Source organism: Methylobacterium sp. C1 (genome assembly GCF_001854385.1).
Taxonomy (GTDB): domain Bacteria; phylum Pseudomonadota; class Alphaproteobacteria; order Rhizobiales; family Beijerinckiaceae; genus Methylobacterium; species Methylobacterium radiotolerans.
The window spans coordinates 314,817-329,258 of record NZ_CP017640.1; the positions used below are offsets into that span (position 1 = coordinate 314,817).

The window sequence follows — 14,442 nt, forward strand, 5'->3', positions numbered from 1 at the left end:
CGCGGGACGCGCGCGGCCGCCGGCTCAGCCGGAGGACCACCCATGTCAGAGACGCAGATCGTGCGGGCTGCCGCGGTCCAGATCGCGCCGGACCTCGACCGCCCGGACGGCACCCTGGAGCGCGTGCTCAATGCGGTCGACGAGGCCGCCGCCAAGGGCGCGCGCTTCATGGTCTTCCCCGAGACCTTCCTGCCCTACTACCCCTACTTCTCATTCGTCCTTCCGCCCGCGCTCCAGGGGCCCGAGCATCTGCGACTCTACGAGCGCGCGGTCGCCGTGCCGGGCCCGGTGACGCAGGCGGTCTCGGCGGCCGCGCGGCGCCACGGTGCGGTGATCGTGCTGGGCGTGAACGAGCGCGACCACGGCTCGCTCTACAACGCGCAGCTGATCTTCGACGCGGACGGCGCCCTGAAGCTCAAGCGCCGGAAGATCACACCGACCTACCACGAGCGCATGATCTGGGGTCAGGGCGACGGCGCCGGGCTCGCCGTGGTCGAGACGGCAGTCGGCCGCGTGGGGGCGCTGGCTTGTTGGGAGCACTACAATCCGCTCGCCCGCTACGCCCTCATGGCGCGCCACGAGGAGATCCACGCCGCTCAGTTCCCGGGCTCCCTGGTCGGCCAGATCTTCGCCGACCAGATGGAGGTGACGATCCGTCACCACGCCCTGGAGGCGGCCTGCTTCGTGGTCAACGCCACGGGTTGGCTCACCGACGAGCAGGTCGCGCAGGTCTGCCCGGACGAGCGCCTGCGCGGCGCCTGCCGGGGCGGCAACTGCACCGCCATCGTGTCGCCCGAGGGCAAGCACCTCGCTGATCCTCTCGGGCCGGGCGAGGGCATCCTGATCGCCGACATGGACCTCGCGCTGGTGACCAAGCGCAAGCGGATGATGGACTCGGTCGGCCACTACGCGCGGCCCGAACTCCTCAGCCTGCTCCACGACGACCGCCCGGCCGCCTCCGTGCAGCGGCCGGCCCGTTCGCAGCCCGCCCACCGGAGCCTCGACCATGAGCAGCAGCCCGCTTCCGACGAGTCGTCGCGCGTCCCCGCCGGTCCCGACGGGCCTCATCGGGATGCCGACGGAGCGCCTGATCAACGCGTTGCAATCCTACGGCGTTAGGCTCGCCGACAGCCGCGCCGGGGCGCCGAGCCGCCGCGGCGGCGCCGGGCCGTCGGATCACAAGGCGATGACCATCGCGGGCCGCACCGTGATGGTGCCGGTCCATACCGAGGCCGCCTTCGACTCGCCCTTCCTCGTGCGCCCGCCGGACGCGGACGGGATCGCGGTGATCGAGCACGCGGGCGTCGTGGTCGGCCGCGTCACCTTCCCGGGGCGCCCGCGCTTCTATGCCCTCTCCACCTTCGACGGCGTGCCCTACGCGAAGATCGCGGTGCTGCACGGGCGCGACGTCCTCGCCACGACGGTGCTGCAGACCTGCATCCGCTACCAGAGCCGCGCCAAGACCTGCCAGTTCTGTTCGATCGGCCAGTCGCTGGCCGCCGGGCGGACCGTGGCGCGCAAGACGCCCGAGCAGCTCGCCGAGGTCGCCCGCGCCGCCGTGCTGCTCGACGGCGTGAAGCACATGGTCATGACCACCGGCACGCCGAACGCTACCGACCGCGGCGCCGCGATCCTGTGCGAGAGCGCCTTCGCGGTGAAGGCCGCCGTCGACCTGCCGATCCAGGCCCAGTGCGAGCCGCCCGACGACGACCGCTGGTTCGAGCGGATGCGGGCGTCCGGCGTCGACGCGCTCGGCATGCACCTGGAGGCCGTCACGCCCGAGGTGCGGGCGCGGATCATGCCCGGCAAGGCGAGCGTGCCGCTGGAGCGCTACTTCGACGCCTTCGCGGCGGCCGTGCCGGTCTTTGGGCGCGGCCAGGTCTCCACCTACATCCTCGCCGGCCTCGGCGACGCGCCGGACGCGATCCTGGCGACGGCCGACCGTCTGATCGGGATGGGCGTCTACCCGTTCGTGGTGCCCTTCGTGCCGATCTCCGGCACGCCGCTGGAGAGCCATCCGGCCCCCGGGCCCGACTTCATGCACGCCGTCCTGAAGCCGCTCGCGGAGATGCTGGGCCGGGCGGACCTGCGCTCCGCCGACATCAAGGCCGGCTGCGGGCGGTGCGGCGCCTGCTCGGCGCTCTCCACCTACGAGCGCGCGGGCGGGGCGGCGTGATGTTCGACCCCGTGCCGCCGTACCGGCCCAGCCACTTCCGGGTGAAGTTCGCGGTCGCGCCCTGGGAGCGGCGCGCCTGCGCGGCCCTGCGCCGGCAGGTCTTCTGCGCGGAGCAGGGGATCTTCGCCGAGGACGATTGCGACGCGATCGACGCGCACGCCCTCCCGATCTGCGCCCTCTCGACGCTCGGCGGCGACGCGGACGCCGTCGTCGGCACCGTGCGGATCCACGAGGACCGCGCGCGTCCGGGAACGTGGTGGGGCTCGCGCCTCGCCGTCGCCAAGCCCTTCCGCAGCGCCGCCGCCCTCGGGACCGGGCTCATCCGGGTCGCGGTGTCTTCGGCCCGCGCGCGGGGCTGCACCCGCTTCCTCGCGCACGTGCAGGAGGGCAACGTCGCGCTGTTCGAGGCCCTGCACTGGGAGAGCCTCGACGCCCTGGACCTGCACGGGCGGCCCCACCGCCTGATGGAGGCGGATCTCGCGGCCTACCCGCCGATGCACGATCCCGAGAACGGGCTCCTCACCTTCCGCAGGGCCGCGTGACCGCCGCGGTCGACACACGGGCGCTGGCCCGCCAGATCCGCGAGGCCCGCGGGGTCGGCCACAAGCGCGACATCGACGCGGTCGTGCGGCGGCTCGGTCTCGGAAGCCGGCACGCGGCCGTGCCGGTCGGCGACGACTGCGCGGCGATCCCCGACGGCGACGGGCACCTCCTGCTGGCCATCGAGGGCTTCCTCGACAGCTTCGTGGCGGACGACCCCTACTTCGCCGGCTACTGCGGGATCATGGTCAACCTGAGCGACGTCGCCGCCATGGGCGGCCGCCCGCTCGCCGTGGTCGACGCCCTCTGGAGCCCGGATGGAGCGGCCGCCGATCCGGTCCTGGCCGGCCTGTCCGACGCCGCCGCGCTCTACGGCGTCCCGGTGGTCGGCGGCCACACCAACACGCGCGCGGCCGCCGGCAACCTCGCGGTCGCGGTGCTCGGCCGGGCGGGGCCGCGCCTTCTGACGAGCTTCGACGCCGCGCCCGGCGACGACCTCGTCGCCGCCATCGACCTGCGCGGGCGCTTCCGCGACCCGCACCCGTACTGGGACGCCTCCACCGGCGCGCCGGGCGCGCGGCTGCGCGGTGACCTCGCGCTGCTGCCGGGCCTCGCCGAGGACGGCCTGGCCCACGCCGCGAAGGACATCAGCATGGCCGGCATCGTCGGCACGGCGCTGATGCTGCTCGAGTGCTCGGGGGTGGGCGGAGTCATCGACCTCGACGCGATCCCGCGTCCCGACCACGTCCCGCTGCCGCGCTGGGTGAACGCCTTCCCGAGCTTCGGCTACCTCGTGAGCGTCCGACCCGACCGCACGGCGGCCGTGGTGGCGCGCTTCGCCGCGCGCGGCATCGCGGCGGCGCAGATCGGGCGCCTCGACGGCAGCCGGGTCGCCCGGGTGCGCGACCGGACGTGCGACGAGGCCGTCGTCTGGGACTTCGCTGCCGACGCGCTGACCGGCTGCGGCCGCGAAAGAGCGGAGGCCGTGCCGTGACGGGCCTGCGCGTCGCGATCCTGACCCATTCCACGAACCCGCGCGGCGGCGTCGCCCACAGCCTCGCGCTCGCCGAGGCCCTGTGCGCCCTCGGCCACGAGGCGGTGGTGCACGCGCCCGACCCGGCAGGCCGCGGCTTCTACCGGGACGCGGCCTGTCCCACGGTGGCGGTGGCGGCCGAGCCGGTCGAGGGTGCGACGGTCGATCTCGTGCGGGCCCGCATCCACGACTACCTGCGCCACTTCGCGACGCCGGCCGCCTGCGACTTCGACGTCTTCCACGCCCATGACGGGATCGGCGGCAACGCCCTCGCGACGCTCAGGCACCGGCGCCTGATCCCGGGCTTCGTCCGCACCGTGCATCACGTCGACAGCTTCGCCGATCCCGTGCTCGCGTCGTGGCAGGACCGCGCGATCCGCGAGGCCGATCGGCTGCTCTGTGTCAGCCGCCTCTGGGCCGACTGGATCCGGGACACGCTCGGCGCGGAGGCCGGGATCGTCGGCAACGGGGTCGACCTGTCGGTCTACCGGCCCGCGCCGACCGGGGCGGACGCCGCGTTCCGGGACCGGTGGGGTCTCGGCGGGGGGCCCATTATCCTGAGCGTCGGCGGCTTCGAGGCGCGCAAGAACGCGCTCGGCATCGTCGGGGCCTTCGCGCGCCTGCGGGCGCGCCACCCCGGCGCGCAGCTCGTCGTCGCCGGCGGCGCCTCGCTCCTCGACCACGCCGCCTATCGCGACCGCTGCCGCGCGGCCCTGGCCGCCGCGGGCCTCGAGGTCGGTCGCGGCCTCGCGGTCGTCGCGACGGGCCCGGTCCCGCAGGCCGACATGCCGGCGCTCTACCGAGCCGCGGACCTGCTGGCCTTCCCGTCGTGGACGGAGGGGTTCGGCTTGTGCGTGCTTGAGGCCATGGCCTGCGGAACGCCCGCGATCGTCTCCGACCGCCCCCCCTTCACCGAGTACCTCGCGCCGACCGACGCGCTGTTCGTCGATCCCGCCGACCCGGACGCCATCGCGGACGCCATGGCGGCGGCGCTGGAGCCGCGGACCCGCGCCCGCCTGCGAGCGGCGGGGCTGGCGCGTGCGGCCACCCATTCCTGGCGCGCCTGCGCCGCGCGCCACCTCGACGCCTACGCCGGGTGCGCCCGCGGCGCGGCCGCCGGGCGCTCCCAGTCTCTCGCCGGTCCGGCAGCCCTCACGGAGTTGGAGCCATGACGTCCACGACCCGTCACGTTCCCGTCGCCATCGTCGGCGGGGGGCAGGCCGGCCTCTCGGTCAGCTACCACCTCAAGCAGCGGGGCATCGCGCACCTCGTGTTCGAGAAGCACACGGCCGCGCATACCTGGGCGACGCAGCGCTGGGACACGTTCTGCCTCGTCACGCCGAACTGGCAGTGCGACTTGCCGGGCCACCGCTACGATGGACCGGATCCGGACGGGTTCATGAGGAAGGATGAGATCGTCGCCTACCTCGAAGCCTTCGTCGCCAAGGTGAGGCCGCCGATCCGCGAGGGTGTGGCGGTCACGCGCGTGGCGCGGCGCGACGACGGTCTGTTCGCGGTCCAGACCTCGGAGGGCGACTACACCGCGGACGAGATCGTGGTGGCCTCCGGCGGCTACCACACGCCGATCATCCCGCGCCTGGCCGAGAGGCTTCCGCCCGCGATCACCCAGATTCACTCGAACGCGTACCGCAATCCGGCGCAACTGCCCGACGGCGCGGTCTTGGTCGTCGGCTCCGGGCAGTCCGGCGCGCAGATCGCCGAGGACCTGCATCTCGCCGGTCGGCAGGTGCACCTCGCCGTCGGCGACGCGCCCCGCTGCGCCCGATTCTACCGCGGCCGCGACGTCGTCGCGTGGCTCGCCGACATGGGCTACTACGAGAAGACCGTCGACGATCACCCGCTGCGCGACGGCGTCCGGGACAACACCAACCACTACGTGACTGGTCGCGACGGTGGCCGGGACATCGACTTGCGCCGCTTCGCCCTGGAGGGCATGGCGCTGCACGGCATTCTCGACGACTACGCCGACGGCGCGCTCCGCTTCCGCGACAACCTGCGGCGCTCGCTCGACCAAGCCGACCGGACCTACAACGGCATCAACGCGGCCATCGACGCCTACATCGCCGAGGCCGGCATCGCGGCGCCTGTCCAGGCGCCCTACAGCCCGGTCTGGGAGCCGGGCGAGCCCGTCACCGCGCTTCCCCTCGAAGGATCCGGCATCACCAGCATCGTCTGGTGCATCGGCTTCGCGCCGGATTTCCGGTGGCTCGACGCGTCCGTGTTCAACGGCGCCGGGCGGCCGAAGCACCGGCGCGGCGTCACGCAAGAGGCGGGCATCTCCTTCGTCGGCCTGCCCTGGCTGAACACCTGGGGTTCGGGGCGCTTCGGCGCGGTCGGCCGGGACGCCGAGTACATCGTGCAGGTGATCCAGGCGCGTCTCGGCGCCGGCGCGGTCGGTCTGAAGCGGGCGGTGTGAGCCGGGTTCTCGTCGGGGCAAAGTTGCGCCGGCGCGCGTCGCAGATATTGCGGCTATTCGGGCCGGACATGCGGGGTATCCGCAGCACCGAAGCGCCGTTGGGATCCAGTGTTCGGCGTCGTACCTCGTTCAGATCCCGGCTTGTTCGCCTGTATCGCATCGGTTAGCCAAGCGCCGTTGCGGCGTCTGAGCCGCGGAGACCCAGGAATTATCCATGCGAGGACGTATCGTCGGTGTCGGGATCGCGACGGCTCTATCGGTGATGACCGGCGCGGCATCCGCCGAAACGTTGCCGGCACGCAAGGCCGGCTTGTGGGAGAGCAAGACCACCTCGACCGACGGCAACACGACGGCGCGCCAATGCATCGATGAGAAGACCGATCAGATCGCGCAGGCCGCGTTCGGCGGTGGGCAGAACTGCTCGAAGCGCACCATCGTGAAGACGAGCACCGGCTACAAGGGCGAGACGGAGTGCAAGCTCGGCCCGATCTCGGCCGCGGGCAACACCGTCATCACCGGTGACTTCAACAGCAAGATCCACATGGAGGTGGATACGACGCTGACGGGCCTGCCGAACGCCAAGGAGCCCATGCGGCGCCAGATGGTCATCGACGCCACCTATATCGGTCCCTGTGAGGCTGGACAGAGCCCCGGCGACATCATCCTGCCCGACGGCAAGATCGTGAAGATGCCCCAGCCGGCGCCCCGATAGGCGTCTCGACAGGCTCGTCGGGCGTGGGAGAGGCTGTGGGAGCTCCGCACACGCCGCACGCGCGTCGCACCCCGTCCTAATCTCTGCGGCGCGCGCCACGGCGTCCGAGTGGCTCCGATCCGCGGCGAGGATCCATGCCGCGAGGCCGGCGCCGGCCCACGCCGGCGAGCAAGCTCAATTTATGGGATATTAAATACATTCGGCTAATCGTGCGCCCTGCAGCCGCAGAATTGTTCTATTCGGCTGCCGCGAGGCCGCCGTGTCGCTACAGAGTGTCTCAATTCGCACAAAACTCGTGGTCGCATTCTCGATTCTGACCGTCTTCGTGGTCGGACTCGGCATGCTCGGGCTCATGAGTACGCGCAAGCTCCGCGAGCAGGCGGTCGAGATCGATACGAACTGGATGCCGAGCATCCGCGCGCTGGGCGAGATCGACACGCTCACCGCACGCAGCAGCGGTCTCCTGCTGCGTCACACACAGGCGACCGATCCGGCGCTGCTCGCCACCATCGAGAAGGACATGGACAGCTTCGATCGGAAGCTGGCCGACCGGATCGCCGTCTACAAGGGGCTGATCAGCTCCCCCGACGAGCGGACGCTCTTCGATGCGTTCAACCAGGAGTCCCAGACCTTCAAGACGGTGCGCAACGACGTCGTCGACCTGTCGCGGGCGGGGAAGAAGGCCGAGGCCTATCAGCTCTACGAGACGAAGGGACTGATCCCGCGTCGCGCCGCGTCCAAGGCCCTGGAGAAGCTGATCGCCATCAACAACGCCGGCGCCGACGCCGCGCAGGCTCAGAGCACCGCGATCTTCAACGAGACCTGGACGCTGAGCCTCGTCGCCATCGGTCTCGCCGTGGCTGTCTCGGTGCTGTCGGGCGTGATCATCGTCCTCGGCGTCACCCGCGGCATCGCCTCGGTGGTGCGGCCGATGCAGGCGCTGATCGCCGGCGACCTGTCGGCCGAGATCCCGTACCAGGGCGAGAAGACCGAGATCGGCACCATCGCGTCCGCCGTCGCGGTGTTCAAGCAGGGGCTCGTCCAGATGAAGGCGCTGGAGGCCGAGACCGCCCAGGCGCGCCTCGCCGCCGAAGAGCAGCGCCGGATCGGCATGCGCCAGATGGCCGACAGCTTCGAGGCCGCGGTTGGCGGCATCGTCGGGCAAGTCTCCGCCTCCGCGACGGAGTTGCAGGCCACCGCCGGCTCCATGTCGGCCATGGCGGGGCAGACCTCGGCGCAGTCCGGTGCGGTCGCGGCCGCCGCCGAGGAGGCGGCCTCGAATGTCAGCACCGTCGCGGCGGCCGCCGAGGAACTCGGCGCATCGGTCCAGGAGATCGGACGTCAGGTCCAGGGCTCGGCCGAGCTGGCCCGTTCCGCCGCCGGCGAGGCGGACGAGACCGGGGCCCTCGTGCAGGAACTCAGCACCGCCGTCGCCAAGATCGGCGACGTGGTCGGCCTGATCTCCTCGATCGCCGGTCAGACCAACCTCCTGGCGCTGAACGCCACGATCGAGGCCGCCCGCGCGGGCGCGGCGGGCCGCGGCTTCGCGGTGGTGGCCTCGGAGGTGAAGGCCCTCGCGGAGCAGACGGCCCGGGCGACCGGGGAGATCTCCACCCAGATCGGCCGGATCCAGGGCGTCACCGGGCAGGCGGTCTCCGCCATCGGGACGATCACCGGGCGCATCCGCGAGATCAACGGCGTCGCCACCTCGATCGCGGCCGCCGTCGAGGAGCAGGGTGCGGCGACGCAGGAGATCGTCCGCAACGTCACCCAGGCCGCGCAGGGCACGGGCGAGGTGACGAGCAACATCGCCGGCGTGGCCGGTGCCGCCGAGGAGACCGGCGCCGCGGCGAGCCAGGTTCTGGGCGCCGCCTCCGAGCTGTCTCGCCAGTCCGAACACCTGTCGGCCGAGGTCGGACGGTTCCTCGCCACCGTGCGCGCGGCCTGACGCGCCGCGCGACGAGGGCAGCGCTCGATAGTCAATCGCCGGGGTGTGCCGCAGCACCTCGGCGGGGAAAGCTTGAGCTTACATCAGGGTCATACCGCGAACACAGTCGCGGACCTGATGGAGACTTCGATGACCCGCGTTGCCCGCTTCACCCTCGCCGCTGCCGCTGCCGCCGCCACCGTCGCGGTTCTCGCCGGCACCTACGTCGAGATCCTGGACCGCGCCCTCCCGATGCACTTCGTCTGAGACGGCGGGTGCGAAGCGGATGAAGACCGCATCCCGGGACGCCGCCGTCCGGCGACGGCGCCCCGGGATGCGGGAGGGAGGTGGCCGATGAATCGATTCCTGACTTCCGTCGTCGAGGCCGCCCTCGGTTTCGGCGCGGCCGTGCCGCTGATCGTCGACCCGTCCGGCGATCCGCCCGCGAGCTCGAATACCGGCACGCCCGAGACCGGCGCAAATGCGATCCGAGCGTGAGCGCGCCTAGCGCTTCTGCGTGTTCGGTGCCGACTGGTCGGTCTGCGGCTCCATCTTAGTGGAGTCGGGCTTGGTCGGCGTGCTGTTCTGGGCCTGCTTGTCATCGCAGCATGCGAGACTGAGCAGCAGTAGCCCGGCGAGCGCGATGCGCGTTCCTACCGTCATGGATCCTCCCTGCGGCGTGTGAGCGGCGCCCGTCCGCGGGCGGGACAGCGCCGCTCGCGCCGTGACGCGGTCCCGTCAGCGGCTGCCGGCCGGCGGCTTGGAACCGGATCCGGCATCGTTCGGGCCGGTGCTGTTCGTCGTGCCGGAGCGGCTCATCGAGCCGGTCGACGGTCCGCTCCCGGCGGCGCCCGGCGTGGAGCCGGACCCCGCATCGCTCGGTCCGGTGCTGTTGGCCGTGCCCGACCGGCTGGTCGCACCGCCGGTATTCTCCGCGGCCGCTGCGGGGATGGCGGCCGCGAGAAGGGCGGCGATGGCGAGACTCGTGAGCTTCATGGCGGATCTCCCTCTGGTCCGGCAATCGCGCTCGCGGAGCCGTTACCGGTCATCCGGGCAACCGCACGCCGCCGCGCCTGTTCCGGCCACGTCTTCGACGCGCCCGCGCGGGTGCCGGATCAGGATGCCTCCGGCGGCGCGTCCGGCCGGACTGCCGCCGGGGTAGCTACACGCGCCTGCTCGTCCGGCATCCGGTAGCCCCGATCCCAGGTGGCCCACGCCTCCGAGTCCGGCGGATAGGGGTTCGCGGTGATCGGATCGCCGCGATCGCGGGCGTGGCGCCCCTCGTCGCTGATCGCGGCGGGTGAACGGGTCGATGGCGTCATCGGCACTTCTCCAGCACTGACGTCTCGATCGCGGTCCGGGTCAGTGGACGATCGGGGCCGGCTCGGCCCGCATCTGCGAGCCGGAGGCGGTGACGCGCCACACGGCGCCGCCGACATCGTCGGCAATGAGGAGCGCGCCGTGACCGTCCATCGCCAGCCCGACCGGGCGCCCGCGAGCGTGTCCGTCATCCGTGAGGAAGCCGGTCACCACGTCCTGGGCCTTACCGGCCGGCCGGCCGTTCTCGAAGGGGATGTAGACCACCTTGTAGCCGTTCAGCGGCTCACGGTTCCAGCTGCCGTGCTCGCCCACGAAGGCGCCGGCACGATAGGCCTGCGGCAGACCCGCGCCGCTGGAGAAGGTCATTCCCAGGGGCGCCACGTGCGAACTCAGCGCGTAGTCGGGCATGAGTGCGGCGGCGACTAGGTCCGGACGCTGCGGCATCACCCGCGGATCGACGTGGTTGCCCCAGTAGCTGTAGGGCCAGCCGTAGAAGCCGCCATCCTTCACCGAGGTCATGTAGTCGGGCACGAGGTCGGGCCCGAGCTCGTCGCGCTCGTTGACCACGCACCACAGGGTCTCGGTCTGCGGCTCGACGGTCAGGCCGTTGGGATTGCGCAGGCCCGTGGCGTAGAGCCGGTGCGCGCCGGATGTCCGGTCGATCTCCCAGATTGCGGCCCGGTCCTTCTCCTCGTCCAGCCCGTTCTCCGTGATGTTGCTGTTCGATCCGACGCCGGCGTAGAGCTTGGAGCCGTCCGGGCTCGCGGTCAGGCTCTTGGTCCAGTGGTGATTGATGCGGCCCGCCGGCAGGTCCACGAGCTTCACGCCCGGCTCGGTGATCGCGGTGTCGCCGGACTTGTAGGGGTAGCGCACGACCGCGTCGGTCTCCGCGACGTAGAGGTCGCCGCCGACCAGCACCATGCCGAAGGGCGCGTTCTGCTTGTCGAGCAGCACGGTCCGCTGCTCGGCGACGCCGTCGCCGTCGGCATCCCGCAGCAGGGTGATGCGCTGACCCGGGGTCTCCGCGGAATGGGACTTCCGCTCGAGCCAGCCCATGATGATCTCCTTGGGCCGGTTGATCGGCGGCGTCGGGCCGCCGCTCTCCGCCACCAGGACATCGCCGTTGGGCAGGACGAGGAGCGAGCGCGGGTTCTTCAGGCCCGTTGCGAGGGCCTTCACTTGCAGCCCGGATTCGCCCTCGGGCGTCTCGCCGTCCTTCCAGCCGACCGCGCTCGAGACGTGCATCGGCGGCAGCAGGTACTGATGCAGATCGGGCAGTGGCGGGTTCGGTCCGACCTGGGTCTGCGGGTCGATGGGATCGGGCCCGCAGGCGGCGAGCGGAAGCAGAACGCCGGCGACGAGGAGCGGGACGCGCCGGATCATGCCGGCTCCTCCGTTCGCATGCCGACACCGTGCCGGTGCACCAGCGCGGCGCCGCTCCAGCCAGTGACCAGCAGGATCAGCACGACGACGGTCGACAGGATCAGACCGGTCGGCACGACCGACGTGTAGGCGTCGCGACTGTGCACCAAGACGTTGATGAGGCTCAGGACCAGAGCCACCGCGTTGCCGGCGGCGTGGATCCAGGCCGGCCGAAGGCGGCGGATACCGCGATCGCCGAGAAAGTCGATGAGCCCCGCCACCGCGGCCAAGGTCGACGCGATCAGGCCGACGCTGAGGAGCCAGGCCGAGAAATTCGCCCACTGCATGTTGGCCGTGAGCCAGTAGGCGATGTCGGTCACCAGCGTCCCCACGAAGCAGACGACCGGGATCGGGACCAGCATCACGTGGATGGGGTGACCTGCGATTCGGGCCGTCGCTTGCGGGGTCTTCGGGATCAAGCCGGGATCCTCGGCGGACGGAGCTGCTTCGATGCAGGATGTACCGGCGGCCGGAGCCGAATGTTCCCGGCTCCGGCCGCCAGGCGAGGTCCTACGCTCTCGCGTGGCCGAGCGATGTCGGTCGGTATGAGGTCGTTCTGTCGACGACCTGTGCAGAGGGATGGGCGGTGGTTAAAGCAGAGCCGCCCGGCCCGATCTGCCGGAACGCCCGCTCGCCGATCTGCACGCGCTTCCGCTGACGCCTGCGGTCACGGGCGTGCGCCAGGCCGTATGCCCGCCGCTCCCGCGTCAGTGCGATCGATCGGCGCGATCCGGTGCTCGGCCTTTCGTGCTGTGGGTATGGTGGCTGTCCCGCTCGCCGCCCCCACCGGAGACGTGGGACTTCGAGTCGTTGGTCGGGCTTCCCGGCGCGGGCCCGTGTTCCGCCGCGTCGTGCGGCTTCGTGGCATCCTGATGGCTGCTGCCCGGTCCGCCGTGATGACGGTCGGCTGCGGGGGTCTTCTTCGATGTGCTCATACCGTTCCTGCTGATGCGCCCGCCGCGCTGGCCGTCTCTCCGAAGATCCGCGCGGCACGAAACCGGTCGGCGATGTCTGGCCAACCCTGCGGGTCCGACGGTGTTCCTGCGGGAGCGGTGCCGCGGCGGTACGTTCGGACTCGGGAACAGGCCGATCCGCCGTTCATTAAAGCGGCGGGTTCGGCGCAGAGGAGGATTCTCTTGGACGGCTCGTCGCGTGTCGCCGCGCTGACGGCAGGAGCCGTCACGCTCGCAGCCGTCGGCCTCGTCGCCTGGGCCCGGCGTTCCCGGGTCAGCGTCCGTGCCAAGCTGGTGAACGACGTGGCGCTGCCGCTGTGCGGCATGAAGCGCAGGGCGCGCGACGCGCAGGGGCTGCGGCGCGAGATCGCCCGGCACCGGCGGATCGAGCCCGCACGGCCGACCCTCTGGCAGCGCCGCGAGCGCAGCGTCCGAACCGACCTACTGGACGGCGCGGAGGTGATCACGGTCAGCCCGCGCGGCGGAAGCTCGGGCATCACGATCCTCTACCTTCACGGTGGCGCCTGGGTGTTCGACGTTCTCGGTCCGCATTGGCGTATCGTCGACGCCCTCATCGCGCGCACCGGTGCCCGGGTGATCCTCCCGCGCTACCCGCTGGCGCCCGAGAGCACCTGGCGCCAAACTTACGCGTTCCTCGAGGAGCTCCTGGGCTCGATCGGCGCTGAGGCGCGCGACCGGCTGATCGTCGCGGGCGATTCGGCGGGAGGCTGCCTGTCCCTCGGAATCGCGCAGCGGCTGCGCGCGCGGGGGGAGCCGCTCCCCGCAGGTCTGCTGCTGTTCTCACCCGCGCTCGACCTGACGTTCTCGGATCCCGGGGTGGCGGCCATCGCGCCGCGAGATCCGATGCTGGCGGTGCCCGGCTGCCGGGAGGCGGCGCGCCTCTGGGCGGGCGGCACGCCGCTGACGGATCCGCGGATCAGCCCGCTGTTCGGGTCCCTCGAGGGGCTCCCACCGACGGCGATCGTCACCGGCACGCGGGACATCCTTCATCCGGATGCCCTGCGCCTGTCAGACGGCTTGGCGCGGGCGGGGCGCGAGGTGGCGCTGTACCGGTATCCCGGCCAGTGCCACGTCTTCGTCGGGGCGCCGATCCCCGAGGCGACCCGCGCCCTCGACGAGGCCGGCGCCTTCATCCGACGTCGTGTCAGCGCGTCCGACGCACGCCGTCAGCGACCTGTATACCCCGAAGCTGCGGCCGCCTCTTTCAGGCGCTCGAACGCCGTGGCGTAGCGCTCGCGCAGGAACGCGGCGTTGGGCGGGATCCGGCTCGGACAGAGGTTGTCCTCGGTATCGGACATCTTGATCAGCAGCGCCGCGAAATTGCCGGCGGCGATCAGGGCCGTGACCCGCTCGGAATAGGCGGTCCGGCTCGGCGGCTTGGTGAGAAGCGTCACCGTCTCGACGATGTCCGCCTCGAAGCCGGCGGCGCGGAGGTCGGCTGCCGTGCGCGGCGTGTCCTCCAGCACATCGTGCAGGAGCGCGGCCTGCATGACTCGCATCGGGTCAATGTCGAGCCCGTCGATGAGTCGGGCGTGACCGGCCCGGGCCTGGGCGGCGTTCGCGACGCGTTCCAAGTGCCGCATGCACGGCTCGCCGCCCTTGTCGAGCTGGCCCGCATGCGCGGTGAGGGCGAAGGTATGGGCATCGAAGATCGTCGGCACGCACCCGGCTCCCCAGAACGACCGACCCGAAGCTACGCCGCGCCGGCCTTCCGCTCCGGGAATTCGCCCGCCCGCCGCGGCGTTCCCGCTCAACCGGCCGCCGCGCCCGCCGCGCGGCGCCGTGACGCCGTACGCTTCGTGGCGACGCGCTTACCACATTTCGTGGATGCGCAGTCTTCGCTGTCGATTCAAAAGTTCACGTTGGCAACACTATTGCCCAGCTCCCGTGGAATCGCCATC

The 14,442-nt window shown here is 71.6% G+C and carries 17 protein-coding genes; 10 read left to right on the top strand and 7 right to left on the bottom strand.

The window, feature by feature from the left end; translation table 11 throughout:
• Positions 1 to 42: 42 nt before the first annotated feature.
• The 9 genes from BKE41_RS01440 (at position 43) to BKE41_RS30975 (ending at position 9,323) form a co-directional block, all read left to right on the top strand.
• Positions 43 to 1,119 (top strand): Nit6803 family nitrilase, encoded by a 1,077-nt coding sequence (locus BKE41_RS01440; protein WP_024827777.1) that lies wholly within the window; start codon positions 43 to 45, stop codon positions 1,117 to 1,119.
• Positions 1,073 to 2,176 (top strand): MSMEG_0568 family radical SAM protein, encoded by a 1,104-nt coding sequence (locus tag BKE41_RS01445; RefSeq protein ID WP_012317270.1) that lies wholly within the window; start codon positions 1,073 to 1,075, stop codon positions 2,174 to 2,176. Before BKE41_RS01440 ends, BKE41_RS01445 begins: the two co-directional genes overlap by 47 nt.
• Positions 2,173 to 2,718, top strand: coding sequence for an MSMEG_0567/Sll0786 family nitrogen starvation N-acetyltransferase (locus BKE41_RS01450; protein ID WP_024827775.1), 546 nt, complete (start codon positions 2,173 to 2,175; stop codon positions 2,716 to 2,718). Before BKE41_RS01445 ends, BKE41_RS01450 begins: the two co-directional genes overlap by 4 nt.
• Positions 2,715 to 3,710 (top strand): sll0787 family AIR synthase-like protein, encoded by a 996-nt coding sequence (locus tag BKE41_RS01455; protein ID WP_024827774.1) that lies wholly within the window; start codon positions 2,715 to 2,717, stop codon positions 3,708 to 3,710. The genes BKE41_RS01450 and BKE41_RS01455 overlap by 4 nt, the downstream gene beginning before the upstream one ends.
• Complete coding sequence (locus BKE41_RS01460; protein WP_012317273.1) at positions 3,707 to 4,921, top strand: MSMEG_0565 family glycosyltransferase; 1,215 nt, start codon at positions 3,707 to 3,709, stop codon at positions 4,919 to 4,921. Before BKE41_RS01455 ends, BKE41_RS01460 begins: the two co-directional genes overlap by 4 nt.
• A complete protein-coding gene (locus BKE41_RS01465; protein ID WP_043072983.1) occupies positions 4,918 to 6,186 on the top strand; it encodes an MSMEG_0569 family flavin-dependent oxidoreductase in 1,269 nt (422 codons plus the stop codon). Before BKE41_RS01460 ends, BKE41_RS01465 begins: the two co-directional genes overlap by 4 nt.
• Before the next feature lie 214 nt (positions 6,187 to 6,400).
• Positions 6,401 to 6,898 carry a DUF3617 family protein gene (locus BKE41_RS01470; RefSeq protein WP_043072984.1) on the top strand — a complete coding sequence of 166 codons (498 nt, stop codon included), beginning with the start codon at positions 6,401 to 6,403 and terminating at the stop codon, positions 6,896 to 6,898.
• Positions 6,899 to 7,157: 259 nt separating this feature from the next.
• Positions 7,158 to 8,846: an MCP four helix bundle domain-containing protein gene (locus BKE41_RS01475; RefSeq protein ID WP_053620659.1), complete on the top strand. Its 1,689-nt coding sequence runs from the start codon at positions 7,158 to 7,160 to the stop codon at positions 8,844 to 8,846.
• 333 nt (positions 8,847 to 9,179) lie between these two features.
• Entirely contained in the window at positions 9,180 to 9,323 is a 144-nt protein-coding gene (locus BKE41_RS30975) for a hypothetical protein (protein ID WP_159392698.1), read from the top strand.
• 6 nt (positions 9,324 to 9,329) lie between these two features.
• Here BKE41_RS30975 and BKE41_RS31515 read toward each other — a convergent pair whose 3' ends face one another.
• The 6 genes from BKE41_RS31515 to BKE41_RS31880 all read right to left on the bottom strand — a co-directional run bounded on the left by BKE41_RS31515 (position 9,330) and on the right by BKE41_RS31880 (position 12,502).
• A complete protein-coding gene (locus tag BKE41_RS31515) occupies positions 9,330 to 9,488 on the bottom strand; it encodes a hypothetical protein (protein ID WP_164891328.1) in 159 nt (52 codons plus the stop codon).
• Between the two features lie 75 nt (positions 9,489 to 9,563).
• Positions 9,564 to 9,821: a hypothetical protein gene (locus BKE41_RS01485; protein ID WP_012317279.1), complete on the bottom strand. Its 258-nt coding sequence runs from the start codon at positions 9,819 to 9,821 to the stop codon at positions 9,564 to 9,566.
• A gap of 119 nt (positions 9,822 to 9,940) precedes the next feature.
• Positions 9,941 to 10,147 (bottom strand): hypothetical protein, encoded by a 207-nt coding sequence (locus BKE41_RS01490; RefSeq protein WP_029358337.1) that lies wholly within the window; start codon positions 10,145 to 10,147, stop codon positions 9,941 to 9,943.
• A gap of 40 nt (positions 10,148 to 10,187) precedes the next feature.
• Positions 10,188 to 11,528, bottom strand: a complete 1,341-nt coding sequence (locus BKE41_RS01495) for a sorbosone dehydrogenase family protein (RefSeq protein ID WP_070998355.1) — start codon at positions 11,526 to 11,528, stop codon at positions 10,188 to 10,190.
• Positions 11,525 to 11,929 carry a DUF2231 domain-containing protein gene (locus BKE41_RS01500; RefSeq protein WP_245295985.1) on the bottom strand — a complete coding sequence of 135 codons (405 nt, stop codon included), beginning with the start codon at positions 11,927 to 11,929 and terminating at the stop codon, positions 11,525 to 11,527. The genes BKE41_RS01495 and BKE41_RS01500 overlap by 4 nt, the downstream gene beginning before the upstream one ends.
• A gap of 345 nt (positions 11,930 to 12,274) precedes the next feature.
• Positions 12,275 to 12,502 carry a hypothetical protein gene (locus BKE41_RS31880; RefSeq protein ID WP_012317283.1) on the bottom strand — a complete coding sequence of 76 codons (228 nt, stop codon included), beginning with the start codon at positions 12,500 to 12,502 and terminating at the stop codon, positions 12,275 to 12,277.
• On the opposite strand from BKE41_RS31880, the gene BKE41_RS01505 reads away from it, so the two are divergent.
• Positions 12,404 to 13,771 (top strand): alpha/beta hydrolase, encoded by a 1,368-nt coding sequence (locus BKE41_RS01505; protein ID WP_083374255.1) that lies wholly within the window; start codon positions 12,404 to 12,406, stop codon positions 13,769 to 13,771. The genes BKE41_RS31880 and BKE41_RS01505 overlap by 99 nt on opposite strands.
• Here BKE41_RS01505 and BKE41_RS01510 read toward each other — a convergent pair.
• Complete coding sequence (locus tag BKE41_RS01510) at positions 13,708 to 14,202, bottom strand: HD domain-containing protein (RefSeq protein WP_029358342.1); 495 nt, start codon at positions 14,200 to 14,202, stop codon at positions 13,708 to 13,710. The two genes, BKE41_RS01505 and BKE41_RS01510, sit on opposite strands and share 64 nt — an antisense overlap.
• Positions 14,203 to 14,442 lie beyond the last annotated feature (240 nt).